The organism is Paenibacillus cookii (assembly GCF_018333375.1).
In the GTDB taxonomy this organism is placed as follows: Bacteria; Bacillota; Bacilli; order Paenibacillales; family Paenibacillaceae; genus Paenibacillus_AQ; species Paenibacillus_AQ cookii.
The window spans coordinates 150,282-175,003 of the sequence record NZ_BORW01000004.1 but is presented as its reverse complement, the minus strand read 5'-3'; the positions used below and the strand labels follow the sequence as shown (position 1 = coordinate 175,003).

Here is a 24,722-nt window from a genome sequence, read left to right as displayed (position 1 = left end):
GGAAAAACGGTAGAGAAGACGTTCATTTTGGCCGCATCCGGCACAAAATGGCCGCAAAACAAAGAACAAGAGCCTTGCATAAAAGCAGGCTCTTGTTCTTTTAACGCCTTATTAAAAGCGTATTATCTGCGAGGCGCAATGACGTGGATCGGATTGCCAAGCGCAAGCTCAGCCGTTTCCATCACGATTTCGCCCAGCGTTGGGTGAGCGTGGATGGTCAGGGCGATATCTTCAAGCGTAGCACCCATTTCGATGGCGAGACCCAGCTCGGCAATCAGGTTGGAAGCTTCGATGCCGGCGATGTGGCAGCCCAGAACCAACTGCGTTTCTTCGTCGAAAATCAATTTCACGAAGCCGTCGGCATTGTTCAGCGACAACGCGCGTCCGTTGCCCGCAAACGGGAATTTGGCGGCTTTCGCTTTGTAGCCTTTTTCTTTCGCTTCTTTTTCGGTGTAACCTACGCTTGCGCATTCAGGATCAACGAATGCCACCGCAGGAACCACTTTGTAATCGACAACCGAAGGATGTCCGGCGATCGCTTCGGCAGCTACCTTGCCTTCATAAGAAGCCTTATGCGCAAGCGCTGGTCCCGGAACGACGTCGCCGATCGCGAAAATGTTCGGTTTGTTGGTGCGGCCTTGATGGTCGACTTTGATGAGTCCGCGGTCGGTCATTTCGATGCCGATCAGGTCCAGACCCAGATCGCCGTCGGTGTTCGGGCGGCGTCCAACCGTTACGAGCAGGTAATCTGCCGTAACTTCTTTCGTTTCGCCGTTCACGGAATATTTCACCGTCACGTCGTTATCCGTTTGCTCTGCGCTTTCGGCTTTGGCATTCGTGATGATTTCGACGCCGGTTTTGTTCATGCTTTTTACGACCAGCTTCGTCATGTCCGGATCGAATCCGTTCAGGATCGTGTCCATGCCTTCCAGGATCGTAACCTTCGCGCCGAATTTCGAGAACATTTGGCCAAGTTCCGCGCCGATGTAGCCGCCGCCGATGACGACAAGGCTCTTCGGAATTTCAGGCAGGTTGAGCGCTTCTGTCGAAGACAGGATGCGTCCGCCGAACGGGAATGCTTTCAGCTCGATCGGACGGGAACCCGTCGCGATGATGCAATGTTTGAAACGGTAACGAGGAGATTCATGCTCGTTGAAGCAGCGTGCTTCGTTTTCGCTGATGAACATGCACTCGCCATGGAATACTTCGACTTTGTTGCCTTTCAAAAGGCCCGCAACGCCGCCGGTCAGCTTTTTCACGACGCTGTTTTTGAATTCCTGGGTTTTGGAGAAATCCACTTTGACGTTTTCGACGGATACGCCGAACGCGTCCGCATGTTTAGCCGATTCGTATTGGTGAGCCGCAGCGATCAGCGCTTTGGAAGGAATACATCCGCGGTTCAAGCACACGCCGCCCACTTCGGATTTGTCCACGATCAGTACCTTTTGGCCCAGCTGAGCAGCGCGGATGGCGGCTACGTAACCGCCGGGACCCGCACCGATGACTAATGTGTCGATATCGAGAGAAGCGTCTCCTACTACCATGTCTTATACCTCCATTACCAGCAGCTCAGGATTGCTGAGCAGCGATTTGATATAGTTCATAAAGTTTTGAGCCGTTGCGCCGTCGATGATGCGGTGGTCGAAGCTCAAGGACAGAGCCATGACAGGCGCCGCCACGATTTCGCCGTTTTTCACGACAGGTTTTTCGGTAATGCGGCCGGTGCCCAGGATCGCAACTTCAGGGAAGTTGATGATCGGCGTGAAGAACATGCCGCCGGCGGAACCGATGTTGGTGATGGAGATCGTGCTGCCTTTCATTTCGGCCGGAGTCAGTTTGCCTTCACGGCCGCGTGCCGCGAGGTCGCGGATCGCGTCGGCGATCATCCAGATGCTCTTACGGTCGGCATCTTTGATGACCGGTACGATCAGACCGTTGTCCGTATCCGTAGCGATACCGATGTTGTAGTACTTTTTGTACACAATTTCGTTGTTTTCTTCGTCGATCGTCGCGTTCAAGGCAGGGAATTGGCGGGAAGCCGCAACCAGCGCTTTGACGATGAACGGCAGATACGTAATTTTCGTGCCTTTTTTCTCGGCGATCGGCTTCATGCGCGTGCGGAAAGCCACCAGCTCGGTAACATCCACTTCGTCCATGATCGTCACGTGAGGAGCCGTGTAAGCCGATTTGACCATCGCGTTCGCGATCGCTTTGCGGATGCCTTTGAACGGTACGCGTTCTTCTTCGGCGCGAGCATCGACAGCCGGAGCGGCCGCGGACGCTGCAGGTGCGGCTTTTTCTTCTTTGGCCGCAGGAGCTGCTGCTTGGCCTCCGCCGTTTTTGAATGCTTCGACGTCTTCTTTGGTGATTTTCCCGTTGTTGCCCGTGCCGGTCACTTGCGTGATGTCGACGCCTTGTTCGCGCGCATATTTGCGGACGCTTGGCGTAGCCAGCACTTCCTTGTTCGGAGCCGCAGGAGCCGGAGCGTTTTCCCCGCCTTGCTTAGCCGCTTCAGGGCTGTTTTGGGCCGGAGAAGAAGTGGTGTCCGCGCCGCCTTGGGCCGCGTCGGCTTCCATGGAACCATGATCCGCCGCAGGAGCGTCCTGTTCCGGAAGTTCGCCTTCCGCATCGATGATGGCAACGACTTCGCCTACGCGGCACACTTGTCCGTCCTTGGCGAACACTTCCTGCACGGTACCGTTTACCGGGCAAGGAACCTCGACCACCGCTTTGTCGTTTTGCACTTCCATGATGATGTCGTCGTCTGTTACTTTATCGCCGGGCTTGATGTGCATTTTAATAATTTCGCCTTCATGCAAGCCTTCGCCCAATTCCGGGAACCGATATTCAAATTTTGCCACCTTAAGTACCTCCTATCAAAACTTCTTTTTCTTAGAATTCCATGACTTTGTTGACTGCAGCGATAATCCGGGCCGGCGTAGGAAGCCATGTATCTTCGATTTGCGCAAATGGATATACCGTATCCGGAGCCGCTACGCGGAGAACGGGCGCTTCCAGGTGCAAAATGGCTTTTTCGTTGATTTGTGCAATGACTTCTGCGGCCACGCCGGAAGTTTTTTGCGCTTCCTGAACGACGATGGCACGGTTCGTTTTCTTCACCGAAGCAACGATCGTATCGATGTCCAAAGGATTCAGGGTACGCAGGTCGATGATTTCGGCCTTGATGCCTTTCGTTTTTTCAAGCTCTTCGGCAGCTTTCGTTGCCGTATGAACCATCATGCCGTATGCGATGATCGTCACGTCGGAACCTTCGCGAACGACATTCGCCTTGCCGATCTCAACCGTATAGTCCCCTTCAGGAACTTCCGCGCGGAACGCATGGTACAAGTTCAAATGCTCCATGAAAAATACAGGGTCGTTGTCGCGGATGGCCGCGATGAGCAGGCCTTTGGCGTCGTAAGGGTTCGAAGGCACTACCACTTTAATACCCGGAGTTTGCACCGCCAAACCTTCGAGCGAGTCGGTGTGCAGCTCAGCCGCTTTAACGCCGCCGCCGAACGGCGTACGGAACACGATCGGAGCGTTGTAACGGCCGCCGGAACGGTAACGCATGCGCGCAGCCTGCACGAACATTTGGTCCATCGCCTCGAAAATAAAGCCGACGAACTGGATTTCGGCTACCGGACGGAAGCCTTGGATCCCCAAACCGACAGCCAGACCGCCGATCGCGGATTCGGCCAGCGGGGTGTCGAAGATGCGCTCTTCGCCGAATTCTTTTTGCAGTCCTTCCGTTGCCCGGAACACGCCGCCTACATTACCGACGTCTTCACCGAACACAATGACGTTAGGGTCACGTTTCATTTCCACGCGGATTGCGTCGCGGATTGCTTCTTTCATATTCATTTGTGCCATTGCTTCATTTCCTCCTTAACAATACTGTTCACGTTGCTATTCCAGCCTAGCGGATCTTCGATTATTGGAAATCGGCCTTTTGCTCTTCCAAATGTTTCGGCGTCGTTTCGAACATGCTGTCGATGAGGCCGGGAACCGTCATTTTTTCGGTTTGTTCCGCTTTTTTGATTTCTTCGTTCACTTTGGCTTTCGCTTCATCTTTAACGCGAGCCGTATCTTCTTCGGACCACAGTCCTTTTTTCTCCAGGTATTTGCCCAGACGGGTGATTGGATCCTTCGCGTTCCATTCGCCTTCTTCGTCTTTCGTGCGGTATTTGGTCGCATCGTCGGACAAGGAGTGCGGACGGTAACGGTACGTTACGGCTTCGATCAACGTTGCGCCTTCGCCTTTGCGCGCAAGTTCCGCCGCTTCCTGAACAGCGCTGATGACGGCAAATACGTCCATACCGTCGACTTTGACGCCGCGGATGCCTGCCGCCACCGCTTTATGGGCAATGGACAATGCAGCCGTTTGCTTCGAGAAAGGAGTCGTAATGGCATAACCGTTGTTTTGCACAAAGAAAATGACCGGAAGTTTGTAACGTCCAGCGTAGTTGAGGCCTTCGTAGAAGTCGCCTTCGGAAGAACCGCCGTCACCCGTGTAAGTGATGACAACTTGTTTTTGTTTTTTCAGCTTGTAACCCATCGCGATGCCCATCGCGTGCAAAATTTGCGCGCCGATGATGATTTGCGGCATCAATACGTTTACGCCTTCCGGAATCTGACCGCCATGCTGATGTCCGCGGGAGTACAGGAAAGCTTGGTACAGAGGCAATCCATGCCATACGATTTGCGGCATATCGCGGTAACCAGGGCAGATGAAGTCGTCTTTTTCCAGCGCGAATTCGCTGCCGACCATCGTCGCTTCCTGGCCGGATACCGGCGCGTAGAAGCCCAAACGGCCTTGGCGTCCCAGGTTAACGGCGCGGTCGTCCCAAGTGCGGGTAAATACCATGCGGTACATAATTTCTTTAAGTTGATCATCAGTAAGGTTAGGCATTTTATCTTCGTTAATGATTTCACCTTCGGGAGAGAGCACGGAAAGCGCTTCGACTTCCTCGGTATACACTTCATAAGGCACCTTGCTCATTATCTTCACCTCAACAAAAAAATTTGAATATCAGGCTCTGCTGTTATAGAATTATTATACACCTGTTTTACTCGATTCGTCAAAGCAATTGCGGATAAATTTCGAAAATATCGAGTTTTGTATGTATAACAGTGTGCCAATAAAAATATAACAGTTTTCAATCATTTGACAAAAGCGTGGAGATTCCCACATGATGGAAACCGAATGACAACGCTTTTTTCAGGCTGAAAAATCAACCGCGAGAAGGGTGAACACGAATGACGGATTCAAAATATTTGAAAAGAACGATCCATAAGGAAGAAATCGAAAGCCGTTTTTTGAATGAAACACGCCATCTGCGCGTGTACCTCCCGCCCGGCTACAATGAAATTCTGAGCTACCCTGTCGTCTATTGTCAGGACGGCGAAGAATTTTTTAACTTTGGACGCATTGCCACGACAGCCAACCATTTGATTCTGGACGGCCATACGGAGCCGTTCATCATCGTCGGGGTCGATGTGGACACCTCGGTCCGCACCGAAGAGTACGCTCCGTTCGGCAGCCGGTTCGACGCCTATACGCGCTGCTTCGCAGAAGAGATTATTCCCTTCATCGAAGCCAAATATCCCGTGCGGAGGGAGCCTTCGGAACGGGTTCTGGCCGGCGATTCCCTCGGGGGCAGCGTCTCTTTGCACCTGGCGGTCCGGTATCCGGAGCTCTTTCGGCGCATCATCAGCCTGTCGGGCGCTTATTATCCGGCCTCTCAGGATATTTACGAGGCGCAGGACGACTTGTCCTGGCTGGACATCTACATGATCGTCGGATTGCAGGAAACGGCATTCGAAACCGATCACGGCATCCATAACTTCGTGGAGCTGAACCGCCAGACCCGCGAGCTGCTGCTGGATCGTGGTGCAAAAGTGGAGTATGCCGAAAAAGACGGCAAGCATATTTGGGGATTCTGGCAAAAAGAACTGCCGGATGCGCTGACGTACTTTCTTCGCGCGTAACCCTGCACAGTCCTAATAGTAGATCAAAAAGGTGAACCGGGAACATAAGGGCGCCTATGGCTCAATGGTCTTGGTTCACTTTCTTTTTTAACCCTTCCTCTTCTCAATTCCAAAATGATTGCGTTTTCATTGTTTTTCCGAAAAAACGGCAACATGCCGCTTTTTCATAAAACGAAAATTTTTATTCCTGCTCTTCAATCAAAGATTATAGCTTCTCTGCTCGTATCTTTTCCAAAAGCGCCTCGCAACCTGCGTCGATCATTTCGTACACCTGCTCAAAATTCCCCGTGTAATACGGGTCCGGCACTTCCCGAAGCTCGTGGTCCGGCAGCAGATCCATGAACTTGAGCAAAAGCTCCGGTTTGGCTCCCGGAAGCTTTTTTACGTTTTCGAAATTGCTGTCGTCCATGCATACCATGTAATCAAAAGTCTCAAAATCCGGGCTGGCGATGCGGCGGGCTTGGATGCCTTCGTGCCCGATCCCGTGCTGGTCCAGAATACGGCGCGTGTCCTGATGCGGTCTTTTCCCGAGATGCCAGTCCCCCGTCCCGGCGGAATCCACCGTGATCAGGTGTTGAAGCCCGGCCCGCTCGACCTTGTGGCGCATGACCGCTTCGGCCATCGGTGATCGGCAAATGTTGCCCAAACATACGAATAATACGGATACCATGATTGTGAATTGCCTCCTCTGTTATGCCGTCTTCCGGCTGTGTTTGCCCTTGTTTCCCTGTATGGATAGATCGGTCGAAGAAGACATGTGAAGCGAACGCCGCGGCAGCTTCCATTTATAATGTACGGAAAGCATGCGCAGCAGGACGATCACCGCAAACAGAAGCACCGCCTGCCACGTCGAGTGGATCCAGCCCATCCCGATGACCGCGCCGGCGATGGCTGCCCATACGGCGTAGATTTCATCCTTGAGAACAAGCGGCTTCCGCCCGGCCAGCAAATCGCGGATAATGCCGCCGCCGATTCCCGTCATGACGGCCGCAACGATGACGGCTGACAGCGGATGATGCATATTCTGGGCATAAAGCGCCCCTTGAATGGCGAAAGCCGATAAGCCGATGGCATCAAAAAACGCCTCCGTCCGCTTCCAATGCCTGATCCAGCCCAGAGGCAGAAGGAACGCGACGATGACCGACAAAATCGCCAGCTTGATCAGCAGGCCTTGACTCCATAACGTCGTGACGGGAACGCCGATCAGCACGTTCCGGATCACCCCTCCGCCGAAAGCCGTGACAAGCCCCAGCACCAGGATGCCCAAAATGTCGTATTCTTCCTCCATGGCCACAAAAGCCCCCGACATCGCAAAAGCGATCGTGCCGATGATGCTGAATATTTCAAAAGCATGCATGTCCAATTTCTCTCTAACCTCTCCCCTATCCTATGTCTCCATTATTGTAGTCGTGTCCTGCCGAATTGCGCAAGATTGTTTTTCACTTTTTGGATTTTTGCAAAATCCTCATTTATACTGGAAGCACGGTAAGGTAGGAGAAAATCGATTTTAGGGGGAAACGCCGATGAACGACAAACGCGTAGTTATTTTTTCCGGAGGGGATCTGTATCCCCAATACATAGATGAAATTCGACCGTCGGATTATGTCATCGGGGCGGACAAAGGAGCGTTGTTTTTGATACGCCACGGCATCAAACCCGATCTGGCCGTCGGCGACTTCGATTCGATTTCTCCGCAGGAACTGGAGCATGTCCGGGCGGAGTGCGGAAACATCGTCGAATGCGATCCCGTCGATAAAGACTTGACCGATACGGAACTGGCCATTGAAATGGCGGCAAGGGAAGAACCCGGCTTCATCTTGCTGGTCGGCGGAACCGGAACGCGCATGGATCACACGCTGGCGAACGTGCAAATGCTGAACCGGGCGCTTCAGCATCAAATCCAGTGCGCCATCATGGACCGCAACAATTACATTACGTTAACCGGCTCCAAACTCGAGGTAATCGACCGCGGCTACAAATACGTATCGCTGCTTCCGCTGACGCCGGAAGTCACCGGCATTACGCTCGAAGGTTTTCGATATCCGCTCGACAACGCCACGCTCAAGCTGGGAGAATCCCTTGGCATCAGCAACGTCCTTCTCGGAGAGCGCGGACAAATAAGCATTGCCGGCGGTCTTTTGCTCGTCATTCAAAGCAATGACTAGCGGATTGGAAAATCGATGGGTCCGCTGCCATTGAAAGAGTTTAAAATGGTTACAGTCTGCCGGATTTGCAATCAAAAAAAAGACTCGAAAAAACCCTTGCGCATCAAGGGTTTTTCTTATTTTCTGAACCATTTTCACTCTATTTCTTAATTTTTTGTAACTTTTAATCGTTTTTTAATAAAAAAGGAAATTTCTTAGAGTCCCAAGGGTTTGAGACATGGCATCCATAATTTAGGATGTTACAAAACTGTTATACTCGGAATCGAGCCTGAAAGAAAACGAAATTTGGAGGTAAACACAACATGAACCAAAAACATCTATTCCAAAAATTAGTAGCCGTAGGGCTATGTGCATCGATAGGCATTACAGGAATGTTGGCAACGGGAGCATCGGTCACGGAAGCTTCTTCTTCCAAGTCCGTCACGGCTTCTTCTTACTCTTCTTCTAAAGGACAGGCCATCGTTAATTATGGCAAAAAATTCATGGGCACGCCTTATAAATTCGGAGCTTCCACAAGCACAACGCGCGTATTCGACTGCTCCTCGTTCATGAAATATATTTTCGGACATTATGGAATCAAATTGCCGCGTACGTCCGTACAGCAATCCAAAGTCGGCGTTGCGGTTTCCAAATCGAACCTGAAACCTGGCGATCTCGTATTTTTCTCCAGCGGCAGCAGAGCCAACGGCCATAACGTAACGCACGTGGCAGTATATGCAGGCAACGGCAAAATCCTGCACACTTACGGTTCCCCCGGCGTAACGGTCTCCGACCTGAATTCCGGCAACTGGAAAAGAACGTACCTGAAAGCACGTCGGGTATTGTAGCATAAAAGGAAGGCGGTAAGCTGAAAACTTACTCGCCTTCTTTTATTATATAACCGACCCCGCGCACCGACTGAATCATTTTTTTGCGGAACCCTTTGTCCATTTTTGTGCGAAGGTGCCTGATATATACGTCTACCACGTTCGTGCCCATATTAAAATCATAATCCCATACCTCTTTTAAAATATCCTCCCGGGTACATACCTCATTGACATGCCGCGCCAAATAAAGCAACAAATCGAATTCCTTTACGGTAAGCTCGATGTCCTTCTCCGATCTGGAAACCGTCCGGGTGGCGGGGTCGATGATCAAATCCCCGACCGTAACTTTCTTCAGGCTGCGCTCATGTTCGATGCGAAATATTCGCAGCAGATTCCGGATTCGTGCCAGCAGCTCTTCGGCTGAAACCGTCCGGGGCACGACATCGTTCGCTCCCGCCTCCAATCCCGCGATAACCGCTTGCTCGTCGTAAGGATGCTCGAAAACGATGATCGGAAACGGCCGATCCGCCTGCTCCCGGAGCAGGGCTTTCAACAATTTAGGCAGCGAGCTCCCCGCGTATTCGGCCCGGTCCAAAAGCAGCAGGTCGATTTCATGCTCGCCGATCAGGCGCAAAGCCTCATATTCGCCGGAAACGGCCTCGATCTCGAATCCTAGTGACCGGAGCGCCTCAAGGATGCCGCTCTGACCGAAATATTCTCCTACCGCCAACAGCCGCTCATTCATCGTATCACCCGTATTTCCGCTTGTCGTCCGTTTGGAACGCTTTCCATAGGGTTGCCGCGCATCATAAAAACCATTCCCCGCGGAATGGTTTTTATGGATTCCTCCGGTTTGGCGGACCTAGCCAAAATACCGGTGATATATCGTTCTGGCTTCGGCGATGTCTTTCGTGCCGTGAATAAGCGCCCTTCCGTCCGAAAAAACGACGAGACGTTTGTCGCCGGTCGTAAAAGAAACGAGGAACGGGTTGCTTTCCACCTTCCCCTCCCCAAGCGAGGACAAGCGATTTGCCGTTTCCTGCAGGTCAAGGGACTGTTTTTGGCCGGGACGGATTTGTACCGTGTCCCTCCCGCATAACACATCGGTTTTTTCCAGGTTGGACGCGGACAAATATGGATACGTCCGACGGTCGCCGCAGGAAAGGCAGTCCGCCTTCCGCGCATGCTTGACGCCCATGGACATATGTTCATTCCGCCAGAGGTCAAACGTAAGCAGCTTATCGCGAAGCGCTTCCGGATGGCCGCTCAGCAGCTTTAAAGCCTCTGCCGTTTGATGCGCCGTCACCACTTGTACCGCTTGAGGAATGATGCCCGAAGTATCGCAGGTATCTCCTCCGAGCGGCACCGTTCCGAGCAGGCAATTCAAGCAGGGCGTCTGTCCCGGCAATATGGTGTACGTGATGCCGTAGCTCCCGACGCATCCCCCGTATATCCACGGGATCTCATATTTTTGGGAAATATCGTTGATCAACAGCCTGGTGTCGAAGTTGTCGGTTCCATCCATGATCAGATCCACGCCTTGGATAAGCGACTCAAGCTCGTCAAGCTTGACGTCCATGACATGGCTGTCGATCCGAATGGAAGAATTGATCGCCTCCAGCCTTTGTTTGGCGGCTACGGCTTTAGGCAGCCTATGTTCGGCGTCCTGTTCGGAAAATAGCTGCTGCCTTTGCAGATTGCTCCACTCCACGTAATCGCGGTCAGCAATCGTCAAACGCCCGACGCCCGCTCTGGCAAGCGTTTCGGCGATCGACGTGCCAAGCGCGCCCGCACCGATGATCAAAACGTGTCTCTCCCCCAGCTTCCGCTGGCCCTCGGGTCCCAACGGCGCAAAACGCTCTTGTCTGGAATAACGGTCATTACCGGTGCTCACATGTTTCATCTCCTGTACTGGCTCAGTAATAAAATTCGCAAATAAAATTCTCACGCAGGCGTCGTAAAAAAGAGCTTACGCAAGCCTGCTGCTTATTTCTCCAATAAAATGGCAGAACGATCACTCAGGCTTCTTTTTGTCATGGACAGTAAAATGAGTTAGTTGATGCCATCCGTCGCATATATTTTGAAAAAGCCGCGTTCCCTTCGGGAACACGGCAGCTCGTTATCGGAAGAAAGCGAATCAAACCCTTTGATGCGACCATTCTTCCACGTTCCAAATTTTCGTCACCCAATCCTCATAAAAATCCGGCTCGTGGGACACGAGCAAAATCGTGCCTTTATACTCCTGCAGGGCGCGTTTCAGCTCGGCTTTGGCGACGACGTCCAAATGGTTGGTCGGTTCGTCGAACAAAATCCAGTTGGATTCCCGCATCATCAGCTTGCATAACCGGACTTTGGCCTGCTCGCCGCCGCTCAGCATGTTCATCGGGCGGGTAATATGCTCGTTTTTCAGTCCGCAGCGCGCCAAATGCGCACGCACTTCATGCTGGTTCAAGGAAGAAAACTCGTTCCAAACGTCATCGATCGGCGTCAAGTTGCCCGGCCGAACCTCCTGCTCGAAATAAGCGGGTTGGAGAAAATCGCCCAAATACGTTTTGCCGCTGATCGGCGGAATTTTGCCCAGGATCGTTTTGAGCAGCGTCGATTTCCCGACGCCGTTGCAGCCGACGATGGCGATTTTTTCGCCGCGTTCGATCGTCATGCTCATTTTGGGCAGCAGAGGATGGGAATAGCCGATCTCAAAGTCGATGCCTTCAAACACGACCTTGCCGCTGGCGCGGGATTCCTTGAAGTGGAATACCGGCTTTGCCGCTTCCTCGGGTTTGTCGATCCGTTCGATGCGGTTCAGCTGCTTCTCGCGGCTTTTAGCGCGTCCGGAAGTCGAATAACGGGCTTTGTTGCGCTGGATGAAGTCCTCTTGTTTTTTGATGAACTCCTGCTGTTTTTCATACGCATCGATATGCTGGTTCTTCGAGATGTCGGCCATCTCCAGAAACTTCTCGTAGTTGGCCGAATACCTTGTCAGCTTGGCGAATTCCAAATGATAGATTACGTCGACGACCTGGTTCATGAATTCCGTGTCATGGGAAATCAGGATAAAAGCGTACGGATAAGACTTCAAATATTGGGTCAGCCATTCGATATGCTCCACGTCCAAATAGTTCGTCGGTTCGTCCAACAGCAGCACGGTCGGCTTCTCGAGCAAAAGCTTGGCCAATAGAACCTTGGTGCGTTGGCCGCCGCTCAGCGCCGACACGTCCTTGTCCAATCCGATGGCCGACAGTCCGAGACCGTTCGCCATTTCCTCGACTTTGACGTCGATCATGTAGAAATCGCCGATTTCAAGCTGTTCCTGAATTTCTCCCATTTGCTCCAACAGCGTCTCAAGCTCTTCCGGCGTTGCGTCGGCCATTTTATTCGTGATCTCCATCATTTCCTGTTCCAGCTCAAGCAGCGGCAGGAAGGCGTCCTTCAATACGTCGCGGACCGTTTTGCCCGGCGTCAGCTTGGAGTGCTGATCCAGATAGCCGTAACGGACCTTTGGCGTCCATTCCACCTTTCCGCTGTCCTTTAACAGCTGCCCCGTCAAAATATTCATCAGCGTCGATTTGCCGACTCCGTTTGCGCCTACCAGCCCGACGTGCTCGCCTGCCAGGAGGCGAAAGGAAACATTTTTAAACAATGTGCGTTCCCCGAAATTATGGGAAACATTTTCAACGGTCAATAAGCTCATATATACGTTCTGGCTCCTGTCTATGATAAATAGTTCTTGGCTTGCTCATTACCTGACTTACAGGCATTCAAGATACCATTTTATCATAAGAAGGAGTTTTCATGAAAGATGAAAAATGACGGTTACTGCCTGCAGCTTCTTTCAAAATAACCGTTTGCCGCGGCTTCTTTGGCATCCGTGAAGGTTTCTTCGTAGATCAGTCCGCTGCGGCAGCTTCCGCGCTCGAAATATCGAATGCCGGTCGCAGGATCCGTTCCGGCAAACAGATCGGGTCGTTTCACGAGCCTTCCTCCGCCGAGAGCATAATTGTTGATATATCCGCGTCCGACCGGAATGCCCTGGATAAAAGCCATCATGCCGATATCCTGAATCGAATTGTTCCACTCCTCGCCCGTTATCGAAGGCAAAGTGAACAGGTACGATATGCCGTTTTTGGCGGCATATTCGTTATGACGGTTAATGACGTTCGCCAAATCGGTTTGAATCGTTTGGACGATCGCCGCCTTTTTCACCTGCTCAAACGTTTCGGAACGGGCCAGAAGCGGGACGTTGGTCGTCGCCACCATTTCTCTTTGCAGCCCCCTGATCCACTGCCCGGCATCGCGATCATACACTTCCACCTCATTGTCCAAGGTAAATCGAATGAGATTGCCGCTTGCGTCGCCGTAAGCGTAGGGCTTCTTCGGACTCCATGCATGCCTGATCCGCGGCTTGTTATCCTCGCCGATATAGTCTTCGTCCGCATATACGTAATATCCGTCATAGTCGATCACGACCACGGCAGGAATGTAATAGTCCAAGGCGGCTTGTGCCGGCGCATCATCCTCGATCCCCAAATTCGCATACAAGCTTTTATAAAACATCGCCAACGCTTGTTCCTTGTCGGCCCGGAAAAACTTTTCGGATCCGTACCCGGCCTCAAACTCCTGCATTTCGTTTTTGTTCAGCACGCTGGCCCCGTCTTGTACCGCCGTCCGCAGCGCCGCGGCATATTTGGTTTCAAGGAACTGGACGTTCTGCTGATCTTTGACGGAATAACCGCTCATCAGAAATGCCGGAACGAAAATAAGGACAAACACGATTGAAAAATCAGTAATCTTCATTGAGCACCATGCCTCCGTAAGGAAATGCGAGCACTGGAGCGGCCCCGGATACGGATCCGGAAACAAAATCCAACATGATCGTACCTGCCGTACGATTGATGTTTCGGACCGTGACTTTAAAAAAGTCGCCGACGTTCATCCTGTACTTTCTGGCCTCGTGGTCTTTGGGCAGCGTATTGTCCGGATAGATGACAGACAAAATATCCGCCGTATAAAATCCTTCGTATGAAACGTCCACATCGTTCTGGAACGTATCCGGGTTCGCGGCATCGGCATAGACGGGCGTATATTTTTTGTGCAAATGCTCCATTTGGACGTCAAACGCATTGCCCGTAGCTTCGATTTCTTGCAGGAAGTCCTGGTACATGACCGGCGTAAGATAACCTTTGTTCCTGACGGCGTCTACGAACTGCGTGACGGCATTGTAAACGACCAGCCGCGACAAGTCATCCTGCTTCTGATACGCTTCCGCCGCCGGATATACAAACAGGAGCGCAACCGCTAACAATACGGCAACGAATTTCGATACGGCGCTGCTCATAGAACGTCCTCACCGGGCTTTAATTTTGCAAAACGTATTTCCTTCAACAGCCCGTTCCAATCCCTCGCATATTCGGCCCGGTATTTGGCCTCCGGCTGAAAGACGGCCGTTCCGGCCAGTTCGAGCGGATCGCCCGAAGCTACCGGAACGCCATCGACCTTGACGGCGACTCCCGCTCCAACCTGATCCACGGTAACCAAAAATGCCTGCGAACCGCTGAAGATGTCAGGCCGGGCAAGCGTCAACGTAGAATGAACGCTGCGTTTTTGGCCGGAAACGACTGCCGAAACTTCGTCCAAAGCCCCGTCGAATTGCCTGGTCAGTCCCAATGCCAAAAAGCAGGCGCTTAGAAACAGGGCAAGAATGGCGCTTATCCCGATCATATTCTGCACATTATCGTTCACGGTGCCCTTCCCTCCCTTTTGTCACGCATTATTGCTCGAACACAAGCCCGCGGACGACGTTGGATTTGTCTTTGATGATGCTGGCTTTGAACTTCCCGCTCGGATTGACGTATTCGTTGCTGGATTCGTTCATCGTGTTCCGTAAATCCCCTTCCCGGTTGTTAATGTCGATGACCGATCCGTATTTGTCATCCGCCACGTTACCGATGTACAGGCTGTTGCCGTACCATTGGCCGTTTCTGTTTTTCCCTGTTTTGACCAGGATGCCGAATTGATCCTTGTCCCTGAACTTCCGCAAAGCGTTCGTTACCTGCGAGCCGCTGATGCTCGTGCCGTCATAGACCGTAAAGGAAGCCTGCGAAAGCTCGGTCTGGATGTCCGAGAAATTGTTTTGGGCCGTTTTGGTCGCTTCCTGGGCCGAAATGAACAGGATCACGACAATGGTAATAAGTGCAATGGTCAAAAAGATGCCTGCGGCCACCTTCAGCGCGCTGGATGCGTTATTCATTGAATATCATCTCCTTAAATTTTTCGGATTTCTTCATAATAAACATTCATCTGCATAAAGCTCATCGCGATCAACGGTATGACCAGATACATAAAAACAAGGGCATACATCGGCGCAAAACCGAGCATCTTTCCGAGTGCCGCTTTCGTGTCTATGATTTTTTCGTATTCCTGCTTGCGTTGTTCGAAATAGAAGGCCATTTCGTTGTCGAGATCATCGAAGGCCTGTGCGATCGGAATTTTCTCCACGCACAAAAGCAGTTTGTCGACCAATCTTTGGAATTCCGTCAATCGGACCTCCTCCCTCAGCTCGGTCAACGCCATTTCCGCACCGTGATCATAGTGCAGCACGCATCTTTGAATCGGTGTTTTGAAAATGATCGCGAATCGGTTCATCCATTCCAATATTTCCTCAACCGATATCCGTTCCATTTCCCGAAGCATGGAGATGACCGTTTGAAACTGGTACACCTCATGCCGCATGTCCATATAGCGGATCTTTCGCTGAAAATAGAGCAGCCACAGCGGAAATTGGTACCCCGCCCAAGCCGCCAACAGGGACGCAAGCAGCTCCCACCATTTGACATACTCGGCATGATAAGCTTTGATCTTGGCCAAAATCCGGTTCACGTCGGCCACCATCGTATCCTTGCTTCCAATGCCGTTATGCTCTTGCTTGACGCTCCAACGGCTAGCGACGTCGTCGTAGGTGGCGGTAGAAGACATGCCGACCTCCTCCATGATCTCCCGGTCCCGGTCGCTGATCCGCTGCCCTTCCGTTCGCTGTTCGCTCGACAGTTGGCCGAAAAAGGTCGTTCCCTGGACGGGGGCGTACAGGATCTGTTTTTTAGCCGATTGATGCAAAAACAGGATCATGGTCATCGTTACGGCAAAGGTCAGGCAGAAAAAAGCTATTCTGCGAACGTAAAACCATTCATACCGCAGATGGGTGCTGCTCTCCCTAAGCAAACGGACGATCTTGGCATAAGCCGGCGATGCCGGGCGCGGAGCGACAAAAGCGGCGATAGCCCGGACGATGGGAAACGAAGACAGAAACTGCTCCCAGGACTTCTTCCGATCCCCGGTCCGGTATGCGGTTTCGTTGTCCTGCTGCAGGCGCTGCAATAATACAAAGGATAAGATGATCACGGCATAAATGACGATTTTGGTCAGGTACCCCAGCTTGCTCGTATAAAAGGCGTCCATGGCCGGAAAGCTTCCGCGTGCCCAGCGTTCGATCGGTTTGGCAAAAAACACCGGGGCAAGGGCGATGACATTCAACCCCTTCAAAAGATAATCGAGCTTGTCCCGCCGCAGGATCTCCAAATGGATTTCCTTGGTTAATCCCCCGAGGCCTTTTAAATAGATGGAGCCCTGCTCCTTCACCTTGTCTCCAAACTCCATGATCATATAGGAGATGCCTGCAAACGCCTTTAGGAAACGGTTAGGCGCGGATTCGTAATATTTCTCCAGTTCCACCGAAGGTTCTTTGGCATTCAACGCCTCGTAGATCCTCCGAGTGTGGATCGCCGCTTCGTAGCCGGCCGTTTCCGCCGCCTCATACAGCGCTTCGTCGATCATTTCATGCTGCTGGTAACGATGCCGCACCTCCGAAAACAAATCCACCATTTGGACGAGAAGCCGCTTCTCCAAACGGTTCGCGTACATATCGACCAGCAAACTGTTGAGGATCACTGCCGTAAGCAACACCAGCAGCAAAAAACTGACGCTCGGATTCAGCAGCAATAAAATACATGCCGAAAGGCTTAACAAGCCCAAAACCGCCAACGTCACTTGCGCCGTCTCATGCCTTAACCGGAATTCATCGTAAGCATGAATGGCGAGCCGTTTTCTGATCCTTCGGATGTAGGCCGACAGCAACGGAACCCGAACCATCCAAACGTAGGATTGTTGCAGGATGCGGTTCCAATGCCCCCTCCAACCGACGCGTTTGCCTCCCGCTTCCCCATAAAACCCGTCATGCACGTCCTGCCGCTGTCTGCGGCCGATCCATGCCAAAACCGCATACGCTGCGGCAAACAATACGAGAGACGAAAGCAATACGATTAGCAGAATGGATTTAATACTCATAACGTCCGCTCCAATGATGGTTTAGAAAATCAATGAAACTTTCAGCATCGCTTGCGCCCATCTGATCCGCCATTTCCCGCACGTTTCGGTCCGAAACGGGATCGGCCGCAACATACCGGCCATCCCGGTATTCGATGACATTGCGGGAAATATACGACCTCCGATGCTCATTCAGCCGGGCTTCATTTTGGAGCTTGATCAATCGGCTGAGCATTTGTTTGACCGTCGCTGCTTCGCCGTCGTCGTTCCCTGCAGGGTCCGCGGCATCTTCCAGCGGAACGCACTCGGTAATCCGTTCGATATACCTCCGGCCGTCCGCATCCCGTTTCATGTGCACATCAAAGTTAATCACCTGAACCACCTGTTCCTCGGCGATGCGCTCATGATGAAACACCCCGATTTTCAGGAGCGAATTCCGCAGTGAAAACACGAGATCCCGGAATGTCTTGGCATGATGGGTAAACACGGTGAACAAGCTGGCGACTTGGGACATCTGGATCATCCAGGCAGCCACTTCGTCGCTTGCCACTTCGCCCAAAATATTGACCGTGCCGTCGGTTTTTTTCTGCAAGTCCAGACCCTCTTGTCCCGTAATCCGTTCCGTTTCGCGAAAGGAAAGGATGTTTCTCCGGCTGTAAATCTTTCTTAAATGAAGCTCGAATGCCATTTCTTGCACGCGCAACGTATATGTAGGATCGATATGCTCCACCATGGCCATCAGGAGCGTCGTTTTGCCGGAACCCTGCGCTCCGGTAATGGCCGTGATCCGGCTTCCTTTCATGAGGTATGCAAGCAAACCGATCGGCAGCTCGGCATTGTCCCCCGTGATCAATTGCTCCAAGGAAGCGTTCGGAATATCGAATTTGCGCACGAAAAATGCCCACGATTCCGCAAACGGTGGCCGAACGACGACCACCCTGGACCCGTCCTTCATCTCATTCACTTTGTAGCCGTTGGATTCCGAGAGCTGGCCGGGGTGGTTGTACTTATAGATGTTTTGGCAAACCCGTTTAAGTTCAAGCTCGGACCCGAAGGAAAGAAAGGACATGTGCACCGACTTGCCTCTATAAAAAACCCATACGCTTTCCGTGGCAGACATCGGCTTGCGGCATTCGTCCACGTACGGCGGCGGAAAAGGAAAACCCGGCCCGACGTATGCTTCCAGCTGTCCGTCATCCGCCAAAATGCCGCTGACCCCTCCGCTGACTCCGTCGATGCGCTGATCGAGCAAATCGTCCACGACCGAAAATCCTTTGTACTGCTGATAAATCCGCTGCACCACAATGTCCAGTTTTTCTTGGAAAGCAAGGCTCCGATATTCCGCCGTAAATATCCGTTCGATATCTTCCGCCGTGACCGCGAACACCGGTTGTTCCCCATAACCCTCAAGCGTGCGCGGCTCCGCGAGCCCGTAATGTTCGAACAGCGCGGACAACGCCTCGGGACCATACTGCTTTTGATATAAATAAAAAATGATTTCGAATTGGTCCTGCGGCGTCAGCCGTCCGATATCCTCAAATGGAATGGCGTCTTCGATACGGTCTTCGTTAAGTCCGTAGCTTTTGACCAAGAGATCCGCCATAAACTGCTTGACGTATTGTTTTTCGCGGACGTCGCCTGAAATGCAGTCCTTCAGCGCTTTGCGCAGCTCGCTTCGTTTATTGATTCTGCGCCTGTACTCCTCCTCGTGGAGGCCCAGATCGGTCAACTGCCTGTGGGTGAGCTCATGCAGCGTTTCCTTCACGAATTCCGTCATCGCTTCGATCGTGCACTGTTTGCCTTCCGTTTGGCTTGCAGCCGGCGGACGGCGGTAATCGAGCCATTTGACGTAGAGGAGCAGGAGAACGAACAACATGATGAGTGCGATCATCAACATGTTGACGATCATTCCGGAGCCCATTTACGCCCCCCTTTCCACGAGCTTCAATGCCGCGGTCATTTCGAGCTGCGTCAATATGTCTTTGGCCAACGAGCGAATGCTGGCCAGAAACGCGGCGGCCGGCTGTCTGCCGTTCAGGCTGCGGCTCCGCTGAAGGAACGGAAGAACGCCGCGCATATTCCACGCATCCAAAAAGTCCGTCGTGTACGGTATTCCATGGATGCTGCCCTTATAGCCGAATCTGCGCTTGACGTTATTCAATGTGCAGTGGGAGTATTTGTCGTACCTGCCGAGCACCACGATATAGGGTTTCTCGCGAACGATCGGCGGACAGCCGCCGTTCTTGAAAAACGAATCCAACCCTTCGATGCCCTGATTCATGCTGACCACGACCAGGTCCGATGCTTCGAGCAACGCTTGGTCGCCGCTCCCTTCCTTCGGCCATCCGCATCCGGCGTCGACCAATACGAGATCGTAACATTGGTTCGCCACCGAGCATATGGTCTGAAGCAGCTGTTTCCTATACCCCGGCATCGTGCCTTCGGGCTTGGCGTTCCCTTGGACCAGATCCAAACGGTCGGCGAGCAAGGGCAGCGTATAATCCCGCAAATTTTCACGGGTCAGCCTGCGGTTCATGCATAACCTCTCCAAAGCGTCCATCCCGTGGTCCTGAAAAGCAACAAGCGAATGGTCCAAAGCATAGGCGGACATCGGGAAGGCCCCTTCGACCCTCTCCTTGGCCATGCCCCCATGCGCCATCAGCAATTTCAAACGGTAATCCATGGCGATCGTCGCCGCAGCCGCGGCAGCATGCGCCGAATTTCCGCTGCCGCCCTGAAGCGGGCTCCAAAATGCGATCGTACTCATGCTTGACTCCTTTCTGCATTCTTCAATGCGCGCTGTATTTGTTTTCGATCCCAATCCGTGAACGTTTCAAAAATGCCGCACAACCGTTTTTTATAGGTGCGTGTCAGTGCCTTCATATGGATTCGCTTCGCATGTTCGTTTCTGAGTTTCAAGGAATAATCCAGCTCGTTCCAAGGCAGGACGACCGGATCTCCTTTCCAGCGGACCGGCAGACGTTCGAAGTACCCGTCCAAATAGGAAGGGCCGAACCATTCCTCGACGGCCCTGACGATGAGCCTCTTCATTTCCGGCCTCACTCCCGGATCGAAATAACGCAAGACCGCTTCCGACAGCCATTTCCCGCCCTCTTCGAGCGTCCAGACTTCATAATCGGTCACCCAGACGAGTTCGGAAGCGCTCAGCCAATCCTCCTTTGCGCAAAAGTCCGGGAGTTCCAGATCGTAAAGAACATAGTCGTAATGTTCCAAGGCGCCGCCATGGCTTCGGAAGTAGGCTTTCAAACCGGCAGAATCCCCGAATCCGCATGCAACGTCGAAGCCGGCAAATTCCGTGATGCATAACTTCTCGCCCAATCCGCCAATGAAATAGGGATATCTTCTTTTTTCGCTCGCGTCCACCAACAGGACGCTGCTGCCCCCGGACGCAAGCAATTTGCAAATATGCACCAGGGTGTCGCTTTTATCGCATAGGCCGGCAAAAATCCAAGTATTCAAAGATGTCCGTCTCCTTTCTTTCGTCCGCCGGCAGCCTCAAGGTTGATCCGAAGGTGCCGCGCTGCCCTCCCGGCGATCATTCATGCTTTGCTCAAGCAGTTTGTTTTCCTGGACATCCCCCGGCGAAAAACTGTCTTGGTTTGGATCCGGGGCCGTGATCTTGCCGGTTGTTCCCGGAGCGGGATTCCCCGCGTGTTCGTTCGCCGCCGCTGCCGCTGCATCGTTCCATAAGCCGTCGGCGTTCGATGCTCCGGAAACGTCCGATGCTCCGGAAACGTCAGATGCCGTGGAACCGCCTGAAGAGTACATGCCTCCGCTCAAGCCTGAGGGAGCGAATTCGGATTCGGCGAAGCTGCCGTTTGGCCGTTGCTGCACCGCTTTTTCCAAGTCTTGTTCCAGGGAAACGCGTATGGCTTCGGACAGCTTCCGTTCCGCTTTGTTTACGATGTTCGGGTCGCTTGCGATCAGCTTCATCACCTCCTTGTTGACCGGATAAGTCGGAATCGCCCGCTCCTGCATCTCCGGCTCCACGTAAGTCACGGCGTACAGCTTCGCGTCATGCAGGTAAGCATCCACCATCGCGCTGGACAATGCCAATATCTCCTGCTCCGTCAACCGGATCCACATGGCCGGGCTAAGCAGCTTATCGATTTTCTTTTTGGATAAAATGATGTAGTCCTGTCCCGTAGGAAATTGGATGCGTACGTCGACCACGTCGCGCTCGCGCAAATTCGATGGCAATACGACAGCCTGAATCTCCTTGTTCCGAAGATCCGCTTGGATCGGTTGGCCCTCGTAAACCATGGCCTCCGTCAGGGGCGTCCCCTTTTTCAGCTCGATTTTTGCAATCTTGATTTCGTCGCCGCTGCCGCCTTCCAGCAGATTCGCGGGCGCCGTTCCTTTGGGCAGCTTGGCGCGCACAAGGTCTTTCGCCGTGACGGCTTCGCCGGCCGCAACGTCCCGCGCAAGCGTCCAGGCCGGGACCATCTGCTTCTCCTCATTCAACCTCGCTTGTTCCAGCTTGGCGATTTGCCTGCGGTACTCTTCCCTGATCTCGTTTTCCTTGGCATGGTGCCGAATCCCGCTAACGGCGGCGTAAGCCGCAAACACGATGCCCACCGCCGAGGCCCCCGCCAAACCGGCGTAAAGCATATGCCTCGTTCGCTGTCTCAGTTTTGACATGAATTTGATCATCCCCCTCCATTAAACCGCGGATCAGCTGAGACCGAACCGGAATCTCCTTCTCCGCTGGATTCCGGCCGTCGCCCCATGAAAAATGCGGCTCAGCACTTTGTCCGTCTCTTCGCATTGATCGAACGGATCCATCTGCAGCGGCAGCGCAAACACCTGCGTGGAATCCAGCTGCTTGCGAAGCCGGGATACGGCATCCTCCCCGGCCAGCGGCAGGACATACATCCACTTCTGCCGGGGATATCGCGACAAGCCGTGGACCATATCCAGCACGTCCTGCTGGCGCCACTCCGCGCCGGAGGCGACGATGATCGGAAAGTCGGCGCGCAGAAACTCTTCCAGCCGGTCCCGCTCCCTGAATGCTCCGAGATCGATCACAAGGAAATCGTAGCTGCCGGACAATAATGCTATCACGTCGCTTCTGGCCGTCTGCCGCCAATAATCCACGCCTTCCACCTCGAATTTGCGGCTGCCCGGCCCGGCGGAGCTTTCCCCATCGACGATTTGTTGGATCCTTCGGAATGCCGGCGACCTCATGTTCATTTCGACCAGCGCGACCTTGCTGCGGCTTCTCGCCAAAAAATGGCTGATTGCGATCGCCGTATGCGTCGTCCCCGTTCCGCCGCTGGCTCCCATCACCGCAATCACCTGCGTGCTTTTTCGCCCAGCCATGTCCCTGCCCCGCTTCGGGCCCGGCTTCATTTCCTGCCGGACGGCCGCGGCGATCACCGCGCGTACTTCGGCGGCGGAGGCGTAGCGGTTTTCGGGCATGGGCTCGAGCAATTTCCGTATGACGGGAACGAGATGGCGTGGCAAATCCTGGCGTATGCTTTGTGCCGCGTCCTCCGTCCACTCGCTGAAAGCCCCTCCCGTCGTCAAATAAAGCATCAACGCCCCGAAGCCGTACAGATCGGACCGGGCGTCGCTTTGGCCGGAACCATACTGCTCCGGAGCGGCAAAGCCGACCGTACCCAGCTTTACCGTGTCCTGCGCCTGCGCCTGCTTGTAATTGCGGGCGATGCCGAAATCGATCAGCCTCAGCTCCAGCTGCTCCGTCAGCATAATGTTCGACGGCTTCAAATCCCTGAAAATGACGACCGGATCATGCGTGTGCAGGTAGTCCAACACTTCCAGCAGTTGATCCGCCAGCTGCAAAATCGAATCGACCGGAATCCGGCCGCGGTATCCGCGAAAATATTTCTCCAGCGTAATCCCTTGGATATAATCCATGACCAGATAGGTGTAACCGTCCTCGTCCGGCGGAAAAAAATCCACGATTCGGGGCAGCCTGGCATGGCTAAGGGATATCAAAAGCTGCGCTTCTTCCCGTATGCTGCTGTATCGGGCCGGGTCGGAAACGCTCTCCTTGACGGCCCAGAGTTTACCCGGCAGCTTCAAATCCTCGGCCAGATAGACATGGCTCATGCCGCCTTCGCCGATCTTGCGGATGATCTCGTATCTCCCCCCAATCGAATGGCCGGCATGCAGCTTGGAAGGATGAATCATGCGTGTCCCTCTCTTTCAAGACAAAAAAAGGGAAAGCCTCCCCGGCAAAGACGCTTACGATCAGTCGTAAGGCTTTGCTCAGGGATGCTTTCCCTTTAATTATCATATGGTGAATTTGGTACCATTATAGAGCAATGGCAATATCTGTGTAAAGTACTATTTTTATATTCATTATCTTCATGCATCCATCACCTTGTTTTATTCCGTTAATATTTAATCATGTATAAGGTGATTTCGTCCCGATTGTGGAACAGCTGCTTCGCTCGCTGAATCTGCATATTCGCGGCCTCGAAGGACGAAATGACATCGTCGACAAGCGCCATAGGTTTCTTGTGCATGAGCTTGACCGTCACGACGGCCGTGCCTCCTGCCCGTAAGCTTGGAAGCAGCTCCGTAACCAGTTTGACCATTTGTTTCGGGCTCCAGCTCATATCGCATACCAGCAGATCGAATTCGCCTTCCTGAAAATGGACTTCCGAGGCGTTTTTCTTGAAAATACGCAAGCCAGGATGATTTCGCAGCGACTCGTGCATCAAGGCAGGGTCCACCGCCGTGACCTGCAGTCCCCGCTCCAACAGGAACGAGGTCCAGCCGCCGGGAGCGGCCCCGATATCCAGAGCGGTATGAAACGACTTGAAATCGATCCCGAAGCTTTGCTCGGCCTCCAAGAGCTTGAACTTCGCCCGGGATATTTGCCCTTCCTCGCGCTGGAAGCGGACCGCGCCCCCGCTCCAGTCGGACAGGTTGTCGTTCGGTTCGGAAACCCCGACGTACAGCATCTCTCCGGCTGCAAAAACGGATACGACCCAGTCGGCGTCGCGAACGACAAATTCGGCGTTTAACCCCGTTAATTGCTCTTGGAGGCTCTCGCGAATCTCGCCGGCGCTGCCGGATACGGCGCTTTGTTCCGCTTTCCTTACCTGCAGCGAAACCGCGGCCCCATGAAGTTTGTCTTGACGAAGCAAAAATTGAACCATTTGGGGATATGCATTGTCTTGATCCGCTCGCAGTTCAAGGTGCACCGGCTGTATGTGGCGCAAAAAAATAGGCGGGTGGGCAACGATGCTTGCGATGGCCCTCTCCGCATCTTCAAACAAGGTCACAAGAAAAACCTCGCCGGAAACCAGCATGCTGCTTTTCAGCTTGCCGAATCTCCGGCGCAGCTCCTCCTGGGCATAGGGTGCAAACCCGTGGTTGGCCGTGCATATAAACCGGGAAATTCCCGTGTTTTTTTCATCGTTTGTTGTTTGTTTATCATCCAAAACGG

23 protein-coding genes are annotated in these 24,722 nt (G+C 53.0%); 3 read left to right on the top strand and 20 right to left on the bottom strand.

Annotation, left to right across the window (positions count from 1 at the left end):
* Positions 1 to 122: 122 nt before the first annotated feature.
* The 4 genes from lpdA to pdhA form a co-directional block, all read right to left on the bottom strand.
* Positions 123 to 1,544 (bottom strand): dihydrolipoyl dehydrogenase, encoded by a 1,422-nt coding sequence (gene lpdA, locus KI367_RS06605; protein ID WP_036711967.1) that lies wholly within the window; start codon positions 1,542 to 1,544, stop codon positions 123 to 125.
* A gap of 3 nt (positions 1,545 to 1,547) precedes the next feature.
* Positions 1,548 to 2,861: a dihydrolipoamide acetyltransferase family protein gene (locus KI367_RS06600; protein WP_212948511.1), complete on the bottom strand. Its 1,314-nt coding sequence runs from the start codon at positions 2,859 to 2,861 to the stop codon at positions 1,548 to 1,550.
* A 31-nt stretch (positions 2,862 to 2,892) separates the two neighbouring features.
* Positions 2,893 to 3,873: an alpha-ketoacid dehydrogenase subunit beta gene (locus KI367_RS06595; RefSeq protein WP_212948510.1), complete on the bottom strand. Its 981-nt coding sequence runs from the start codon at positions 3,871 to 3,873 to the stop codon at positions 2,893 to 2,895.
* 61 nt (positions 3,874 to 3,934) lie between these two features.
* Positions 3,935 to 5,002, bottom strand: a complete 1,068-nt coding sequence (gene pdhA / locus KI367_RS06590; RefSeq protein ID WP_036711962.1) for a pyruvate dehydrogenase (acetyl-transferring) E1 component subunit alpha — start codon at positions 5,000 to 5,002, stop codon at positions 3,935 to 3,937.
* Positions 5,003 to 5,259: 257 nt separating this feature from the next.
* On the opposite strand from pdhA, the gene KI367_RS06585 reads away from it, so the two are divergent.
* Positions 5,260 to 5,991, top strand: coding sequence for an alpha/beta hydrolase (locus tag KI367_RS06585; protein WP_036711961.1), 732 nt, complete (start codon positions 5,260 to 5,262; stop codon positions 5,989 to 5,991).
* A 205-nt stretch (positions 5,992 to 6,196) separates the two neighbouring features.
* Here KI367_RS06585 and KI367_RS06580 read toward each other — a convergent pair whose 3' ends face one another.
* Positions 6,197 to 6,661, bottom strand: coding sequence for a low molecular weight protein-tyrosine-phosphatase (locus KI367_RS06580; RefSeq protein ID WP_212948508.1), 465 nt, complete (start codon positions 6,659 to 6,661; stop codon positions 6,197 to 6,199).
* A 21-nt stretch (positions 6,662 to 6,682) separates the two neighbouring features.
* Positions 6,683 to 7,348 carry a trimeric intracellular cation channel family protein gene (locus tag KI367_RS06575; RefSeq protein WP_036712015.1) on the bottom strand — a complete coding sequence of 222 codons (666 nt, stop codon included), beginning with the start codon at positions 7,346 to 7,348 and terminating at the stop codon, positions 6,683 to 6,685.
* Between the two features lie 166 nt (positions 7,349 to 7,514).
* On the opposite strand from KI367_RS06575, the gene KI367_RS06570 reads away from it, so the two are divergent.
* The gene (locus tag KI367_RS06570) at positions 7,515 to 8,156 is read left to right on the top strand and encodes a thiamine diphosphokinase (protein ID WP_212948506.1); all 642 of its coding nucleotides are present in this window, start codon (positions 7,515 to 7,517) and stop codon (positions 8,154 to 8,156) included.
* A gap of 302 nt (positions 8,157 to 8,458) precedes the next feature.
* Positions 8,459 to 8,983, top strand: coding sequence for a C40 family peptidase (locus tag KI367_RS06565; RefSeq protein WP_212948504.1), 525 nt, complete (start codon positions 8,459 to 8,461; stop codon positions 8,981 to 8,983).
* Positions 8,984 to 9,011: 28 nt separating this feature from the next.
* Here KI367_RS06565 and KI367_RS06560 read toward each other — a convergent pair whose 3' ends face one another.
* From KI367_RS06560 to KI367_RS06495, 14 genes are all read right to left on the bottom strand, one after another.
* Positions 9,012 to 9,707, bottom strand: a complete 696-nt coding sequence (locus KI367_RS06560) for a response regulator transcription factor (RefSeq protein ID WP_212948503.1) — start codon at positions 9,705 to 9,707, stop codon at positions 9,012 to 9,014.
* Between the two features lie 117 nt (positions 9,708 to 9,824).
* Positions 9,825 to 10,856 carry a thiazole biosynthesis adenylyltransferase ThiF gene (locus KI367_RS06555; protein WP_373316209.1) on the bottom strand — a complete coding sequence of 344 codons (1,032 nt, stop codon included), beginning with the start codon at positions 10,854 to 10,856 and terminating at the stop codon, positions 9,825 to 9,827.
* A gap of 243 nt (positions 10,857 to 11,099) precedes the next feature.
* The gene (locus KI367_RS06550) at positions 11,100 to 12,653 is read right to left on the bottom strand and encodes an ABC-F family ATP-binding cassette domain-containing protein (protein WP_036711951.1); all 1,554 of its coding nucleotides are present in this window, start codon (positions 12,651 to 12,653) and stop codon (positions 11,100 to 11,102) included.
* Positions 12,654 to 12,775: 122 nt separating this feature from the next.
* Entirely contained in the window at positions 12,776 to 13,756 is a 981-nt protein-coding gene (locus KI367_RS06545) for a hypothetical protein (RefSeq protein ID WP_212948499.1), read from the bottom strand.
* Entirely contained in the window at positions 13,743 to 14,297 is a 555-nt protein-coding gene (locus tag KI367_RS06540; protein ID WP_036711945.1) for a hypothetical protein, read from the bottom strand. Before KI367_RS06540 ends, KI367_RS06545 begins: the two co-directional genes overlap by 14 nt.
* Positions 14,294 to 14,701: a hypothetical protein gene (locus KI367_RS06535; RefSeq protein WP_212948498.1), complete on the bottom strand. Its 408-nt coding sequence runs from the start codon at positions 14,699 to 14,701 to the stop codon at positions 14,294 to 14,296. Before KI367_RS06535 ends, KI367_RS06540 begins: the two co-directional genes overlap by 4 nt.
* Positions 14,702 to 14,729: 28 nt before the next feature.
* Positions 14,730 to 15,209, bottom strand: coding sequence for an ABC transporter permease (locus KI367_RS06530; protein ID WP_212948496.1), 480 nt, complete (start codon positions 15,207 to 15,209; stop codon positions 14,730 to 14,732).
* 14 nt (positions 15,210 to 15,223) lie between these two features.
* Positions 15,224 to 17,299, bottom strand: a complete 2,076-nt coding sequence (locus tag KI367_RS06525) for a hypothetical protein (protein ID WP_212948494.1) — start codon at positions 17,297 to 17,299, stop codon at positions 15,224 to 15,226.
* Positions 17,289 to 19,199 (bottom strand): P-loop NTPase family protein, encoded by a 1,911-nt coding sequence (locus KI367_RS06520; RefSeq protein ID WP_036711937.1) that lies wholly within the window; start codon positions 19,197 to 19,199, stop codon positions 17,289 to 17,291. The genes KI367_RS06525 and KI367_RS06520 overlap by 11 nt, the downstream gene beginning before the upstream one ends.
* Complete coding sequence (locus KI367_RS06515) at positions 19,200 to 20,045, bottom strand: hypothetical protein (RefSeq protein WP_052147102.1); 846 nt, start codon at positions 20,043 to 20,045, stop codon at positions 19,200 to 19,202.
* Complete coding sequence (locus KI367_RS06510; protein WP_036711935.1) at positions 20,042 to 20,758, bottom strand: hypothetical protein; 717 nt, start codon at positions 20,756 to 20,758, stop codon at positions 20,042 to 20,044. The genes KI367_RS06515 and KI367_RS06510 overlap by 4 nt, the downstream gene beginning before the upstream one ends.
* 36 nt (positions 20,759 to 20,794) lie before the next feature.
* Positions 20,795 to 21,940: an SAF domain-containing protein gene (locus KI367_RS06505; RefSeq protein ID WP_212948492.1), complete on the bottom strand. Its 1,146-nt coding sequence runs from the start codon at positions 21,938 to 21,940 to the stop codon at positions 20,795 to 20,797.
* A gap of 33 nt (positions 21,941 to 21,973) precedes the next feature.
* On the bottom strand, positions 21,974 to 23,455 hold the full coding sequence (locus tag KI367_RS06500; RefSeq protein WP_212948490.1) for a serine/threonine protein kinase: 1,482 nt from the start codon (positions 23,453 to 23,455) through the stop codon (positions 21,974 to 21,976).
* 206 nt (positions 23,456 to 23,661) lie between these two features.
* A complete protein-coding gene (locus KI367_RS06495) occupies positions 23,662 to 24,717 on the bottom strand; it encodes a 23S rRNA (cytidine(2498)-2'-O)-methyltransferase RlmM (RefSeq protein WP_246536703.1) in 1,056 nt (351 codons plus the stop codon).
* Positions 24,718 to 24,722 lie beyond the last annotated feature (5 nt).

Excerpts from the sequence above, each read along its gene's own strand:
- lpdA (WP_036711967.1), bottom strand. The coding sequence starts at position 1,544 with ATGGTAGTAGGAGACGCTTCTCTCGATATCGACACATTAGTCATCGGT.
- KI367_RS06595 (WP_212948510.1), bottom strand. The coding sequence starts at position 3,873 with ATGGCACAAATGAATATGAAAGAAGCAATCCGCGACGCAATCCGCGTG.
- pdhA (WP_036711962.1), bottom strand. The coding sequence starts at position 5,002 with ATGAGCAAGGTGCCTTATGAAGTGTATACCGAGGAAGTCGAAGCGCTT.
- KI367_RS06585 (WP_036711961.1), top strand. The coding sequence starts at position 5,260 with ATGACGGATTCAAAATATTTGAAAAGAACGATCCATAAGGAAGAAATC.
- KI367_RS06580 (WP_212948508.1), bottom strand. The coding sequence starts at position 6,661 with ATGGTATCCGTATTATTCGTATGTTTGGGCAACATTTGCCGATCACCG.
- KI367_RS06575 (WP_036712015.1), bottom strand. The coding sequence starts at position 7,348 with ATGCATGCTTTTGAAATATTCAGCATCATCGGCACGATCGCTTTTGCG.
- KI367_RS06570 (WP_212948506.1), top strand. The coding sequence starts at position 7,515 with ATGAACGACAAACGCGTAGTTATTTTTTCCGGAGGGGATCTGTATCCC.
- KI367_RS06565 (WP_212948504.1), top strand. The coding sequence starts at position 8,459 with ATGAACCAAAAACATCTATTCCAAAAATTAGTAGCCGTAGGGCTATGT.
- KI367_RS06560 (WP_212948503.1), bottom strand. The coding sequence starts at position 9,707 with ATGAATGAGCGGCTGTTGGCGGTAGGAGAATATTTCGGTCAGAGCGGC.
- KI367_RS06550 (WP_036711951.1), bottom strand. The coding sequence starts at position 12,653 with ATGAGCTTATTGACCGTTGAAAATGTTTCCCATAATTTCGGGGAACGC.
- KI367_RS06545 (WP_212948499.1), bottom strand. The coding sequence starts at position 13,756 with ATGAAGATTACTGATTTTTCAATCGTGTTTGTCCTTATTTTCGTTCCG.
- KI367_RS06540 (WP_036711945.1), bottom strand. The coding sequence starts at position 14,297 with ATGAGCAGCGCCGTATCGAAATTCGTTGCCGTATTGTTAGCGGTTGCG.
- KI367_RS06530 (WP_212948496.1), bottom strand. The coding sequence starts at position 15,209 with ATGAATAACGCATCCAGCGCGCTGAAGGTGGCCGCAGGCATCTTTTTG.
- KI367_RS06525 (WP_212948494.1), bottom strand. The coding sequence starts at position 17,299 with ATGAGTATTAAATCCATTCTGCTAATCGTATTGCTTTCGTCTCTCGTA.
- KI367_RS06520 (WP_036711937.1), bottom strand. The coding sequence starts at position 19,199 with ATGGGCTCCGGAATGATCGTCAACATGTTGATGATCGCACTCATCATG.
- KI367_RS06515 (WP_052147102.1), bottom strand. The coding sequence starts at position 20,045 with ATGAGTACGATCGCATTTTGGAGCCCGCTTCAGGGCGGCAGCGGAAAT.
- KI367_RS06505 (WP_212948492.1), bottom strand. The coding sequence starts at position 21,940 with ATGTCAAAACTGAGACAGCGAACGAGGCATATGCTTTACGCCGGTTTG.
- KI367_RS06500 (WP_212948490.1), bottom strand. The coding sequence starts at position 23,455 with ATGATTCATCCTTCCAAGCTGCATGCCGGCCATTCGATTGGGGGGAGA.